This is a genomic window from Sphingomonas sp. (assembly GCF_042091075.1).
Classification (GTDB): Bacteria; Pseudomonadota; Alphaproteobacteria; order Sphingomonadales; family Sphingomonadaceae; genus Sphingomonas.
Genome location: NZ_JBELIE010000091.1, coordinates 1 through 12997 on the forward strand (window position 1 = coordinate 1; position 12997 = coordinate 12997).

15 protein-coding genes are annotated in these 12997 nt (G+C 66.3%); 5 read left to right on the forward strand and 10 right to left on the reverse strand.

Annotated features, from left to right (window positions below; all coding sequences use genetic code 11):
- Positions 1-311, forward strand: a 311-nt coding sequence (locus tag ACFDSW_RS10290) for an LptF/LptG family permease (protein ID WP_375250199.1), incomplete at its 5' end; no start/stop codon positions are given.
- Between the two features lie 21 nt (positions 312-332).
- On the opposite strand, the gene ACFDSW_RS10295 is transcribed toward ACFDSW_RS10290, so the two are convergent.
- Positions 333-1418: a fatty acid desaturase family protein gene (locus ACFDSW_RS10295; protein ID WP_375250200.1), complete on the reverse strand. Its 1086-nt coding sequence runs from the start codon at positions 1416-1418 to the stop codon at positions 333-335.
- Positions 1419-1536: 118 nt separating this feature from the next.
- Between ACFDSW_RS10295 and ACFDSW_RS10300 the strand changes: the two genes are divergently transcribed.
- Entirely contained in the window at positions 1537-2688 is a 1152-nt protein-coding gene (locus ACFDSW_RS10300) for an N-acetyltransferase (RefSeq protein ID WP_375250201.1), read from the forward strand.
- 103 nt (positions 2689-2791) lie between these two features.
- Here the strand turns inward: ACFDSW_RS10300 and ACFDSW_RS10305 are convergent, their stop codons facing one another.
- The 6 genes from ACFDSW_RS10305 to ACFDSW_RS10330 all read right to left on the reverse strand — a co-directional run bounded on the left by ACFDSW_RS10305 (position 2792) and on the right by ACFDSW_RS10330 (position 8999).
- Entirely contained in the window at positions 2792-3073 is a 282-nt protein-coding gene (locus ACFDSW_RS10305; protein WP_375250202.1) for a hypothetical protein, read from the reverse strand.
- A 198-nt stretch (positions 3074-3271) separates the two neighbouring features.
- Positions 3272-4042, reverse strand: coding sequence for an exodeoxyribonuclease III (xth, locus tag ACFDSW_RS10310; RefSeq protein WP_375250203.1), 771 nt, complete (start codon positions 4040-4042; stop codon positions 3272-3274).
- 37 nt (positions 4043-4079) lie between these two features.
- The gene (gene erpA / locus ACFDSW_RS10315; protein WP_375250204.1) at positions 4080-4418 is read right to left on the reverse strand and encodes an iron-sulfur cluster insertion protein ErpA; all 339 of its coding nucleotides are present in this window, start codon (positions 4416-4418) and stop codon (positions 4080-4082) included.
- Positions 4419-4479: 61 nt separating this feature from the next.
- Positions 4480-5652 (reverse strand): peptidoglycan DD-metalloendopeptidase family protein, encoded by a 1173-nt coding sequence (locus ACFDSW_RS10320; protein ID WP_375250205.1) that lies wholly within the window; start codon positions 5650-5652, stop codon positions 4480-4482.
- A gap of 270 nt (positions 5653-5922) precedes the next feature.
- Positions 5923-6369 (reverse strand): peroxiredoxin, encoded by a 447-nt coding sequence (locus tag ACFDSW_RS10325; protein WP_375250206.1) that lies wholly within the window; start codon positions 6367-6369, stop codon positions 5923-5925.
- Entirely contained in the window at positions 6348-8999 is a 2652-nt protein-coding gene (locus ACFDSW_RS10330; RefSeq protein WP_375250207.1) for a bifunctional [glutamine synthetase] adenylyltransferase/[glutamine synthetase]-adenylyl-L-tyrosine phosphorylase, read from the reverse strand. Before ACFDSW_RS10330 ends, ACFDSW_RS10325 begins: the two co-directional genes overlap by 22 nt.
- Before the next feature lie 39 nt (positions 9000-9038).
- Here ACFDSW_RS10330 and ACFDSW_RS10335 point away from each other — a divergent pair, with 39 nt between their 5' ends.
- Complete coding sequence (locus tag ACFDSW_RS10335) at positions 9039-9215, forward strand: hypothetical protein (RefSeq protein WP_375250208.1); 177 nt, start codon at positions 9039-9041, stop codon at positions 9213-9215.
- Between the two features lie 70 nt (positions 9216-9285).
- Here the strand turns inward: ACFDSW_RS10335 and ACFDSW_RS10340 are convergent, their stop codons facing one another.
- The 3 genes from ACFDSW_RS10340 to ACFDSW_RS10350 form a co-directional block, all read right to left on the reverse strand.
- Positions 9286-9933 carry a sigma-70 family RNA polymerase sigma factor gene (locus ACFDSW_RS10340; protein ID WP_375250209.1) on the reverse strand — a complete coding sequence of 216 codons (648 nt, stop codon included), beginning with the start codon at positions 9931-9933 and terminating at the stop codon, positions 9286-9288.
- A gap of 100 nt (positions 9934-10033) precedes the next feature.
- Complete coding sequence (locus tag ACFDSW_RS10345; RefSeq protein ID WP_375250210.1) at positions 10034-10171, reverse strand: hypothetical protein; 138 nt, start codon at positions 10169-10171, stop codon at positions 10034-10036.
- A gap of 66 nt (positions 10172-10237) precedes the next feature.
- Positions 10238-11035 (reverse strand): response regulator, encoded by a 798-nt coding sequence (locus ACFDSW_RS10350; protein WP_375250211.1) that lies wholly within the window; start codon positions 11033-11035, stop codon positions 10238-10240.
- A gap of 260 nt (positions 11036-11295) precedes the next feature.
- Here ACFDSW_RS10350 and ACFDSW_RS10355 point away from each other — a divergent pair, with 260 nt between their 5' ends.
- Positions 11296-11454: a NepR family anti-sigma factor gene (locus ACFDSW_RS10355; protein WP_375250212.1), complete on the forward strand. Its 159-nt coding sequence runs from the start codon at positions 11296-11298 to the stop codon at positions 11452-11454.
- Positions 11455-11514: 60 nt separating this feature from the next.
- A partial coding sequence (locus ACFDSW_RS10360; protein ID WP_375250213.1) for a sensor histidine kinase occupies positions 11515-12997 on the forward strand: 1483 nt, incomplete at its 3' end.

Here is a 12997-nt window from a genome sequence, read left to right on the forward strand (position 1 = left end):
CCGATCTGTCGGAAGCGGGACGGCCCACCAAGGCGCTGGAGGGCGTGTTGTGGCACAAATTGTCCGGCCCCCTGTCGGCGATGTTGATGCCGCTACTGGGCGCCGTGGCCGCCTTCGGAATCGCGCGATCCGGTGCGCTGTTCATCCGAGCGGTGATCGGCATGGCGCTGGGCTTCGCCTATTTCGTCGCGGATCGCTTCGCGTTGGCCATGGGCAATCTCGGCGCCTACCCGCCGTTCCTCGCCGCCTGGGCGCCGTTCCTGCTGTTTCTGCTGATCGGCGAAGCGGTATTGCTGAGGACCGAGGAATGATCGCCCTCCCCGCGCTGGCGGTCACCGCCCGCGCAGGGTCGCCATCGTCAACTTGCCCACCAGCCCGGGCAATCCTTTGTAATTCGCCTTGTAATAGGGCGAGTCCGGTTCCAGCACCGCGCTCAGCCGGCGGTGCGCCTCACCCAGCGCGTGATAGGGAACCCCCGGCAGCAGATGGTGCAGCGCATGATAGCGGAGCCCGATCGGCGCCCACAGCACCGGCAGCAGCGCGGGCGGCGGTACGTTGACCGAGTCGAGATATTGCGCGGTGACGGTCATCACCTCGCCCTCATTCTCCCACAGATGCGCGACCAGCGTGCGCACCTGGTTGATGAGCGCGACGCCCGAGCCGATCGCCAGGAAGGTGAGGAACGCCGGTAGCGACAACACACCCGTCGCAGTCGCGGCCAGCAGTGTCATCGCCCAGACGCTGGTGATCGCCTCGATGCGGTGCCAGCGCGCCTTCTCCTCGCCCTGCGGCATCCGGCGGCGGAACGATGGATTGATCGACAGCGCCGAATAGCGCGCCACCACGATCTCACGCAGCCGCGGCGACAGCAGCGACAGCGGGGACAGGATCGCGAAGCGGATCAACAGGCCCAGCGGCGCGAGCATCGAGACGATCACGAACACCGGCAACGTCCACGGCTTCATCAGCGCGAGCGGCAGATATTCGGGATCCTCCGACGTGCCATAGCGCGTCTTGGCGTGGTGCAGGTTGTGCACCCCCTCATACATGAACGACGGGATCATCATTGGCACGCCGATCAGCGCATTCCATCCCGCGCGAAAACCCGGCAACGCCGCATGCTTCACATGCGTCAGCTCATGGATCATGCTGAGGCCGCGATACAGCGCGAGGATCGCGACGATCCCCGCCAGCACCGCCCAGCCAGGCGACGACACCAGCACCGCCACGACGAGCGCACCATATCCCACCGCCGACGACGCGATCAGATCCGTCCAGTACAGCGCCGGGCGCGGTGCGACCAGGTCGCGGGTCAGTTCGGCGGCCGCCTTCAGCATCGCCTTGTCATCGGCGATCGGCAGGCGCGCGCGCGCCATCGTGTTGTCGCCCCGCGACAGGGAAAGCGTGGAGGTCGTCATGGCATGGTCCATTAGCGTCACATAGTGGCGAGACGGTGGCTATCACAGGGCGTCATACCGCACCGCGATGGACAAAAGTTCACTCGCCCTGATCGACCGGGCCGTTTACAGACCCGGCATGGCCGAGCTTCGCATCACCCCCGTATCCACCAAGGCCGATCGCAAGCTGTTCGTCGATCTGCCGTTCCGCCTCTATCGCGACGATCCCCATTGGGTGCCGCCGCTGAAGGGCGAGGCGCTGGGGCTGATCACCCCGGAGAAGAACGGCTGGTACAGCCATGCGACGGCACAATTGTTCCTCGCGTATCGTGGCGATCGCGTCGTCGGACGGATTTCCGCGCATATTGATACGCTGGCGCAGGAGATGAGCCCCGTTCAGGGTTTCGGGCCGGGCGCCGGCCAATGGGGCCTGATGGAGGCGGAGGACGAAGCGACCTTCACGGCGCTGCTGGCGCGGGCGGAGGAATGGCTGCGCGCGCAGGGGGTGACGCGCGCGCTCGGCCCGATTTCGCAGTCGATCTGGGAAGAGCCAGGCCTGCTGATCGAAGGATATGATCACGCGCCGACGGTGATGATGGGCCACGCCAAGCCCGCCTATCGCGGCTGGATCGAGCGCGCCGGCTATCTGCCGGTCAAGAAACTCGTCACCTACGAACTGAACATCACCCAGGAATTCCCGCCCCTGGTGAAGCGGATCATTCGTTCCGGCGAAAAGAATCCAAGCATCGTCGTGCGCGAGGTCGACAAGTCGCGTTTCGACGAGGAAGCCGCGATCATCCTCAACATCCTGAACGACGCCTGGTCGGATAACTGGGGCTTCGTTCCGCTCACCCCGCCGGAAATCAAGGACGTCGGCGTCAAGTTGAAACCGATCGTCTTCAACGATCTGATCCGCATCGCCGAACTGGACGGGCGCCCGGTCGCGTTCATGATCACCCTGCCCGATTTGAACGAGGCGATCCGCCCGCTGAACGGCAAGCTGCTGCCGTTCGGCTGGGCCAAGTTGCTGTGGTGGCTACGCAAACCTCGCGTCCGCACGATGCGCGTGCCGCTGATGGGCGTCATCAAGGACTTGCAGGCGTCCCGGCTCGCCAGCCAGCTCGCCTTCATGATGATCGAGGCGATCCGGCAGGCATCGGTTCGGAATTATGGTGCGTCGCGTGGTGAGATCGGCTGGATCCTGGACGACAATCAGGGGATGAATTCGATCGCCACCGCGATCGATAGCAAGATCAACAAGGTCTACCAGATTTACGAACGCGCGCTGTGATATCCGGGCCGGATCTATGATCAGCCGGGTCGATCGAAGGGCGCCGGCCGGATTGACCGGCGCCTTCGATGACCCTCTGCACCTATGACCCTCGTAATGACGATTACAGCGCTGACGGCACGGTGACGCCAACCGCCTTCCAATCCGCGCGCGTGCGGCAACTGCGCTGGATGACCCGCGTGCCGGTGCTTTCCATATCATAGCAATATAACGTGTTCGGGCCGCGCTTCCTGGCCTGTGCCGGCGTCGCCTGATCGGTCGGACTGTCGGAGGCGGCGTGGGTCTCTGCCGCGGCGGGCTTGCCGGCGGCAGCGAACGGTTCGGCGGACGCCGCCGTATTGGCGGCCAGACCGGCCAGGATCGTGAAAGCGAAAACTGACTTCATGCTCTGTCTCCCTGCCCCTGGGTGGGACATGAAACGCAATGCAGACGGCGTGCCAGATTTTACTTTTCTCTAATTACAATAGCTTACATAGAATGACGGTTCGATTACAGGTGTAATCCACCATTTGCCGGGGAGGCTCGCCGGATGTTGGCGCAATCCGCGGCGAGGCCGGGGGTGGGATCGGCCAGCATGTCCCCGCTACCGCAACGTTACCCATGTCGGCGCGTGGTCGCTTGCCTTTTCCCGCCCGCGATATTCCTTATCCACCCCGGCTTCGATCAGCCGATCGGCCGCGATCGGGCTGAGCAACAGATGATCGATGCGAAACCCGGCGTCGCGCTGCCATGCGCCTGCCTGATAATCCCAGAATGTCCACACCCCGCCACGCGGGTGGCGCACGCGCACAGCATCGGTCCATCCCTGTGCCAGCAGGCGGCGATACCCCTGCCGGCTCTCGGGCTGCATCAGCGCATCGGATGCCATCGCCCGCACCGAAAAAACGTCATCGTCATGCGGGATGACGTTGTAGTCGCCCGCCAGCACGACCGGACGCTCCTCGGCCAGCAAGGCCGCTGCGCGATCCCGCAGCCGCTCGATCCAGCGCAGCTTATAGTCGAATTTGGGCCCCGGCTGCGGATTGCCGTTGGGCAGATAGATCGACGCGACCGTCAGGCCGAAGACATCGCATTCAAGGTAGCGGCTGTGCTCGTCCTCCGGCGCCCCCGCCAGGCCGCGCTGCCGCTCCACCGGATCGGCGCCTTTCGCGAGCACCGCCACGCCGTTGAAGCCTTTCTGCCCATGCCACACCGCGCCATAGCCGGCGGCGCGGATATCCGCCTCGGGAAAGGTTTCGTCACTCGATTTGAGTTCCTGCAGACACACCACTTCGGGCTGCTGCTCGGTGAGATATTCGATCAGCCGCGGCAGCCGCGCCTTGATCCCGTTGACGTTGTAGCTGATGATCTTCACCCGCCCGTCCTACCAAGACCGGCAGCCGCGTCGAGCCTTAAACCGAGAAACTGGTGCCGCAGCCGCAGCCGCTCGCCGCATTGGGATTGTCGACCTTGAACGAGGCGCCGCCAAGTGATTCGACATAATCGACACAGGCGCCGCGCACGAGGTCCAGGCTGATGTCATCCACCACCAGTCGCACCCCGTCGGTCTCGACGACGATGTCGCCCCCCTCCGGCGCATCGGCGAAGCCGAAGCGATATTGGAAGCCCGAGCAACCGCCGCCCTCCACCGAGAGCCGCAGGATCGCGGGCTTGTTCTGCCGCGCGGCGATCGCCGCCACCCGGGCGGCGGCGGCGGGGGTTAGCGCGATATCGGATGCCAGCGTGGTCATGGCGACAAGATAGGATGCGTCGGGCGCCAGGGGAAGATGCCGGACGGCGCGACGCCGCCCGTCAATCCTGCGGCAGCGGGCCGCTGCTCGAAACCGGGATCTGCCCCACGGCGCGATCCTGCGCCGCCAGCAGATAGTCGGCGGTGGTCAGGAACGGCACCGGGTTCACCGCGTGGCCGTCGATGCGCACTTCGTAATGCAGGTGCGGGCCGGTCGAACGCCCGGTGGACCCCATCAGCGCGATGAGCTGCCCGCGTTTGACGCGGGTATTGTCGGCCACGATGATCCGCGACAGATGGCCGTAGCGGGTCGCGATGCCCTTGCCGTGATTGATCTCGACCATATTGCCATAGCCGCCCTGCCGCCCGGCATGCGACACCACGCCATCGGCGGTGGCATAGATCGGGGTGCCGGTCGGACCCGGAATATCCACTCCGGAGTGCATCGCCGCGGTGCCACGGAACGGATCGGTACGGATGCCAAAATTGCTGGTAAACTGCAGCTTCTGCACCGGCTGTACCGATGGGATCGCGATCACCCCCTGCTCCAGCCGGTCGAGCTTCTTCCAGGTCATGAACAGCGAACGGAACTGCTGATCGGCGGCGAGATCGGCGCGCGCCTCGGTGCTGTTCACATCCACCAGCGGCCCGCCCATCGCGGAAGCGCCGCCGCGGGCGATCCGCGACGGCGACAGGCCGAGTTGCTGGAGGGTCTGACGAGTGCGCGCGTAACGCTGGTCAAGCTGATGCTGGGCGACTTGCGCGAGCTGCGCCTGGCGCGCCTCGATGCGCAGGAACGGCTTGATCGTGTCGGCCGCCGTGCGGGTGGCGCTCGGGTCGATCGCCAGCGTGGCCAGCGCGAGTTGCTTGCTCTCGCCCTCGCCGGTCAGCGCGGCGGCGAGCAGCGCCTGGCGCTGTTCGATGCGGGTGGCGTGCAACGCGGCCGCCTTGCGGATCGTCGCGACCTTCGACTGCATCTGCGACACGCGCTGTTCCATCTGGGCCAGTCGCGCCTGTGTTTCGGGGGCTGCCGCCGCTTCCCCGACGTGGGTCGCGCCATAGCCGGCGAGGCCGAGCATCATCGCACCGCCCGCCATCAGCACGCCCTGCACCGCGCCACTGATGCGAAGCCGCCGGAGCCGCCGACCATCGTGGAAGACAATGGCCCGTGCCGCGAAAGTGGATCGCAGACGAACGGACGCGCGCGCGATCGGCGTGGAAGAAGATACGTTCATTGAACCCCGACGAAGATCAAGACTGTCGCCATCGAAGCGGCGCTCCGACGGCCCCCCATCCCTACAAACCTTTCCGCCGCGGTGCCGAAGGACGGCGCCGTGCGGACGTCTTTCCTTGCCGGGGAAACGGTTAACGGGGCAAGACCGGTCGTTCACCACCGCGCTCAACCGCCAGAGTCGCACGGTGAGCCGTTGTAAAAAGCCGGATAGTCCATCGCGACGACGTCTGGCACCGTCGCCCCGAACGGGCACGCACGCGCGGTGTGGCTTTTATGCGTCGCGCGCCGCCGCCAGTACCGCCTCGGCATGCCCCGGCACCTTTACCTTGCGCCACGCCCGCAGCAGTGCGCCGTCGGGCCCGAACAGGAACGTCGCCCGCTCGATCCCCATATAGGTCTTGCCGTACAGCTTCTTCTCGCCCCACACGCCGAACGCCTCGGTGACACTACCGTCGAGATCGCTGGCCAGCGCCACCGTCAGCGCATGTTTGGCGGTGAATGTCGCATGTTTTGCCACGTCATCGCGCGACACCCCCAGCACCGACACGCCCGCCGCCGCAAACTCCCCCGCCAGCGCGGAAAAGTCCTGCGCCTCGCGGGTGCAGCCTGGGGTATCGTCCTTGGGATAGAAATAGATCACCAGGGGGCGCGGCAGATCGCGCAGCCGCAGCGGCCGACCGTCCGCGCCGGTCGCGGTCACATCGGGAAGGGTTTCCATGCCACGCTCTCCTGCCAGCAAGCCGTGACCGTCTCGCGCATCCGCGTCAGCGTGGCAAGCACCGCCGGCCAGTCGGGCAGACGCAGCGCTCGCGCGATCAGCGCGCAGCTCGCCATCGCGGCGGGCTCCTGTGCATCGGGCGCGACCAGGCGCAGCGTCACCAGCAGCCGGGTCAACAGGTCATGCGCCGCGCGCACCTCTGGCGACACCGCGCCCGCCGCCGCCAGCGCGTCGATCGCCCGCCCCAGGTCGGGATCGAAGCCGATCCGTCGCGTCAGTTGCGTCACATGGATGGCGAATTCCAGATCGACCAGCCCGCCCGGCAACAGCTTCGCGTCGAGCGGCCCCTGCGCCGGCTTGTGGCGCGCCATCTCCTCGCGCATCGCACGCGCATCGGCGGCGATGTCGTGCACGACGCGCTCGCCCCCCAGCACAGCGGCGATGATCCCGCGCACCTGCGCGCAGGCGGCGGCGGATCCGAACACCGGCCGCGCGCGCGTCAGCGCCATATGCTCCCACGTCCACGCCTCCTCCCGCTGGTAGCGGGCGAAGCTGTCGACGGTGACGACCATCGGGCCCTGATGCCCCGATGGTCGCAGCCGCGTGTCGACGGAATAGAGCGGTCCGGCGGCGGTCGGCACCGACAAGGCCGCAGTCACCCGCTGCGCCAGCCGGGTGAAATAGAGCGTCGCGCCCAGCGGCCGCTCGCCATCAGATTCCGCGATGAAATCGCCGGTGAACAGATAGATCAGATCGAGGTCGGAGGCATGGGTCAGCACCCCGCCCCCCAGCCGCCCGAGCGCGAGGATCACCAGCTCGCCACCCGGCACCCGCCCGTGGGAGCGCGCGAATTCCGCGACGGTCGCGCGCGTCAGCGTGACGATCGCCGCCTCCGCGACGCGCGCATAGCCCGCCCCGGCATCGAGAGGGTCCGCCGCCCCGGCGACGATCTGCGCCCCCAGCGCGAAACGCTTGTCGCCAACGGTGCGGCGAACGTGATCGAGCACCGCCTGATAATCGTCACCCGGCTCGGCGCGGTCCATGTCGGCGGTCAGCGCCTCGACCGGGCCGACCGGATCGAGGGCGCTCGCATCGATCAACCCGTCGAGCAGGTCGGGCCGCCGGGCCAGTTCCTCCGCCAGCGTCGGCGCATGGCTGAGCAGTTCGGCAAGTAATGTCGCCAGTGCGGGGCGCGCCTCCAGCAGCCGGAAGATATTCACCGCGCTGGGCAATCGCTCCAGCACGCGATCGAGCCGGTTGAGCGCCATCGCCGGCACGGGCGACTGCGCCAGCGCCTCGACCAGACCGGGCAGCACCGCCTCCAGCGCGCTTTGCGCCGCCGGGCTGCGCAGCGCCGGATAGCGTCCCTCGCGCCACCGAGCGACATAACGGGCGGCGTCCGCACTGTCGCCGAACCCCATCGCCCCCAGCTCATCGGTCAGCCGCGCCGCGTTGAACGACAGCCCGCTGCTTTGGGCGGGCGCAAGCCGGTCGAAGATCGCCGCCACCCGCTCCACATGAGGCGCTAGCAGAGCGAGCAGCGCATCTCCGTCCGCCATGCCATGCAGGCGCGCGACCTGATCCAGCCCCTCGCCGGCCGGCAGGTGATGCGTCTGACGATCGTCGATCATCTGCACGCGATGCTCGATCGTGCGCAGCAACGTATAGGCGTCGGACAGCGCCACCGCATCCGGCGCCTCGATCCGCCCCGCCGCCGCCAGCGCGGCGAGCGCGTCACGGGTCGCGGGGATACGCAGCGCGGGATCGCGGCCGCCATGGATCAACTGGTGGATCTGCGCGAAAAATTCGACTTCGCGAATGCCGCCCCGGCCCCGCTTCAGGTCGAAGCCGGCACCGAATGCCTGCCCCTGGGCATGATGATCGCGGATGCGGCGGGTGATATCGAGAATCTCCTCGACCGTGCCGAAATCGAGGCTGCGGCGCCAGATGAAGCCGCGGATCGCATCCAGAAAGCGCTGTCCAAGCACGATGTCGCCCGCCGCCGCGCGCGCACGAATGAACGCCGCCCGCTCCCACGGCAGCGCCTGCGATTCGTAATAAGCGATCGCGGCGTCGACCGGGATGACGATCGGTGTCACCTCCGGCGAGGGGCGCAGTCGCAAGTCGACGCGCAGCACATAGCCATCGGCATCGCGCGCCTGCAGCAGTTCCAGCACCCGGCGACCGATCCGGACCGCCGCGTCGCTGACCTCCTCCCGCGCGCGATGCGGCAGCGTATTCGGATCGTACAGGAAGATCGGATCGATATCGGACGAATAGTTCAGCTCGCGGCTGCCCTGCTTGCCCAAGGCGATCGCGGCGAAGCCGCACGGCACGGCATCGGGAGTGCGCTCCGCGATCGCCGTCGCGATCGCGGTATCAAGCGCATCGTCCGCGAAGTCGCTCAATCGGCGCGTGACCTCTGACAGATCGAACTCGCCCGACAGATCGCCCAATGCGACGGTCAGCGCGATCTCCCGTCGTTCCAGCCGCAGCCGGCGCCCTGCCGGCAAGTCAGGCGACGCGAGCGCCGTGAGGGTCGCCTCGCGCCGCGCGATCAGCCCCGCCAGAAAGGGAGCATATTGTTGCGCGCGGGTGACAGCGCCGTTGGCATCGAACGCATTGGTCATCGATCCGAAACCTAATATCTGTCGGATCGTTCTAGCAACATGGTCTATGCCTCGCCCACCTCCGCCGATCCAGCCGCGTCCGGCACGTATGTGGTGCGCGACCCGCGTCGCTCGGATGCCCTGAGCGGTTCGCTGAAGGCGGCATTCCGCCAGGATCAGTCGCTGCCAGGCGACATGGCGCAGATGCTCGCGCTGCTTTCCAAAGTGCCTCGCTAAACCCCGGGGGTTCGGCGAGACGCAAGGGAGCCGCTAGCTTCGTTTCACAAGGATATTGGCGTGTCCGCGATCACTGATCGCGGTCGCGACTCAGTTCATCGACCTCGTTCATGATCGAGTCGAGCGTAGTGCGCGTGCCGTCTACCTCGTGATTGCGACGTGACGACAGAGCGCCGTCGGTCATCAACGCTTCCAGTGCGACGCGCCCGCGCGCCACCCGGCTCTTGATCGTGCCTACCGCGACGCCGCAGATATCGGCCGCTTCCTCATAGGCGAAGCCACCCGCGCCGACCAGGATCAGCGCCTCGCGCTGCGGCTGCGGCAGATGCATCAACGCCCGCTGCATATCCGCCAGTTCGACGTGCTTGTCCTGGCTTGCAGGGGCCGCAAGGACGCGATCGGCGACCAGATCGTCCCATTCGCCCTTAAAGCGCGCGCGGCGCATCTGGCTGAGGAAGAGGTTGCGCAGGATGATGAAGGTCCAGGCCCGCATGTTCGTCCCGGCCTGGAACCGCTTGCGCGCGGCCCATGCCTTCAACAACGTTTCCTGCACCAGATCGTCCGCCAGATCGCGGTTTCCCGACAGCGACCGCCCGAAGGCGCGCAGATGCGGGATCACCAGCGCCAGCTGCTTTTTGAAATCGGGGTCGGATAGCGAGACATGCTCCACCGGCGCGGTAGCCGGCGCATCGTCGTCGCCCGTTGGTAGATGGGTCATGCCGCTCCGTACTGAAGGTGCCACGCCGTCACGGCCGTCTTTCGGGCCACCAAGATAGGTGGCCCCCGACGACTTCGCCAGCCCGTCCCTTAACATCTTGTTAGGACAACAGGATCGCGGCGAAGATCGCAATGACCAGCACCAGGGATGCGATCAGAACGTATCGCGTCACGCCAGGCGTGCTCCCGGCACGCGCCTCGTTGGTATCGAGATGGATGCGATCGTTTTCGTCTGCCATATGATCCCAACCCGTGACGACCGTTTTGGGTCCGTACCGAACCGACGGACCCGTGATGAAGGTAAATTATTCCGCGGGCACCGTGCTCTGGTCGAAGAACAAGGCCTGGCTGATCGCCGCCTTGACGGTGGAACGCTGAAACGGCTTGGTGATCAGGAACGTCGGCTCAGGGCGTTCGCCAGTCAGCAACCGTTCCGGGAAGGCGGTGATGAAGATCACCGGCACGTTGAACTCGGCCAGAATGTCCTTCACCGCATCGATGCCCGAACTGTCGTCCGCCAATTGAATATCGGCGAGGACCAGGCCGGGCCGATCTTCCATTGCCAGCGCGACGGCTTCGTCCCGTGTCACCGCCACGCCGGTTACCTCATGCCCCAGGTCGCGCACGATGGATTCGATATCCATCGCGATGATCGGTTCGTCCTCGATGATCAGAACCCGTGCGCGGGTTTGCTTCTCGATCTCGGAAAGCGCCTCTGCCACCAGCGATTCGACCTCGGCGGTGTCAACTTCGATCAGATAAGCGGCATCCTCGGGCGTGAAACCTTCCATCGCGGTCAACAACAGCGCCTGCCGCGAGAGCGGGGTCATCCGCGACAGTCGCGCCCGCGCGACCGCTTCCTGGTCCTCCGCCGGCTCCGGATCGGGGCCTTCGTCGTAATTGGCCGAATTCCAGATCGCCTGGAACGTCCGATACAGACCCAGACGCGGGTCGACGTCACGCGGAAACTGGTCCGGGGCGGCTACGATCGCCTCCAGCGTGGCACGCACATAGCGGTCACCCTGCGCCTGGCTGCCCGTCAGCGCGCGACCATAACGGCGCAGAAACGGAAGATGCGGCGCAAGTTGTTGTCCGAGCGACATGTGTAGAAAGCCCTCCCTTCGGCGACCGAACGATCGATCGGCGCCGGTATCATCGTAACGATCGTGGACCAGAACGCGGCCGTGGCAAACTGCTTCCCCCCGGTCGGCGATTTTCGTCGCACGTGGTGGGAACCAACGAGCACCTATTTGGTTTCATCGCCAAGCGCTGTCATGCGTCGTTCGCCAGATGGGGTATTACACATGTTCCGATCGACCCGCCCGGCGGTAGGCTGGGGCAGGGTTGTCTTGGGGGGTAAGCGTTGACGTCGGAAAAGAAAGCGCCGGAGAAGCCCAGAAAAGGCACCGCCGCGCAGTCAAAGAATCGAGATATGGGGTCGGCGCTTCGCTCCGTCTATCAAAAGACCGTGGAGGAAGCCGTGCCGGACGATTTGATGGCGCTCCTTGGCAAATTAGACTGAGATATCGTGGCGGCAGAAACCGCCGCTGAGCCGCTGCGAGCGCCAGCGGCCCCGGTCGGCATGGTGGCCAGCTGGCCGACCGGCGCAAAGCTGTTCCTGATCCTCAGCGTCGCACTGCTGCCGCTGGCACTGATCGCGATCTTCGCGACGTTGCGCGTTACCCAGATCGCGGACACCGAACTGCGGTCGCATCTGCGCGTCGCCGCCGCCGAGGCGAGCCGCGCCATCGCGATCGAACTCGTCGGCGACATGACGGCGCTTCGCGTGGCGGTCGACGCGCTCAACACCGACAAGGGCGACGCACCCAGCTGCGCACGAGCGCAGGGGGTCTTCGCGCAGCAATCAGCGGCGGGCACCGGCTTCGTCATCCTCGACCGGCGCGGCCAGCCGATTTGCGGCGAACCGTTCGCTGGGGCAGCGGCCTTCGCGCGGCAGTCCGCGCCCTCGGGAGTCAGCGCGCAGATCGTCGACGGGCGCGGTCTGATGCTGCGGGTCGCAGGGCGCGACAATCGTGTCACCGCCGCTGCCTGGTTCCCGGTCGGCTTCCTGCGACAGATCGGCAAGCCAAGCGGCTTCGCACCTGAATATGGCGCAGCGCTGGCGCTCGACGGTGAGCGGCTCGATCTCATCTCGCTACCCCGCGAAAGCGCGCTGGAACGGCGCGAGAGCGTCCGCAACGATCTGGGCATTGGCGCCCTGACGCTGGAAATGCAGGTCCGCAGCGCTCCGATCGGCTCGCCCCTGCTGGTGGCGCTGATTTTGCCGCTGCTGATGTGGGCGGCGGCGGCGGCGATCAGCTGGTTCGTGGTCGATCGGCTGCTGATCGCGCCGCTGCGTGCGCTACGCGGCAGTATCGCCGCTTATTCGCCGGGCGATCAGCCTGATCCGGCGATGCTGCGGGCCTTGCCTGCGCAAGAGATCCGCGAATTGGGCGACACATTCCGCGCGCTGAGCCGCACCGTCGCGATTCACGAGGCTGGGCTGGCCGAGGGACTGGTGCGGCAGACCAAGTTGACCCGCGAAGTGCATCACCGCGTGAAGAACAATCTGCAGGTGATCGCGAGCCTGATCAACTTCCATGCCCGCGGCGCAAAAAGCGCGGAAGCGACCCAGGCCTATGCCTCGATCCAGCGTCGCGTCGACGCGCTGGCGGTAGTACATCGCTATCACTACGCCGAGATGGAGGAAAATCGCGGCGTCGGATTGCGCTCGGTACTGGGCGAACTTGCCTCCAGCATCCGCGCGACCGCGCCGGAGGGGCAGCGCGTCGACGTCGTTCTCGACATCGATCCCTTCTACGTCACGCAGGATGTCGCCGTGGCGGTCGCTTTCCTGGTGACCGAATTGATCGAGCTGGCGATGACCTGCGCCTCGCATGCGCAGATGCGCATCTCGCTCAAACCGACCGATGACAAGGCGCGCGCGCTGCTGCGGCTTTCCTCGCGCGCGCTGGTCGACAGCGATCCGCTGCGCGACGGGTTGCAGCATCGCTACGGCCGCGTGATCGAGGGCCTGACGCGACAGCTTCGCTCCTCGCTGCAGA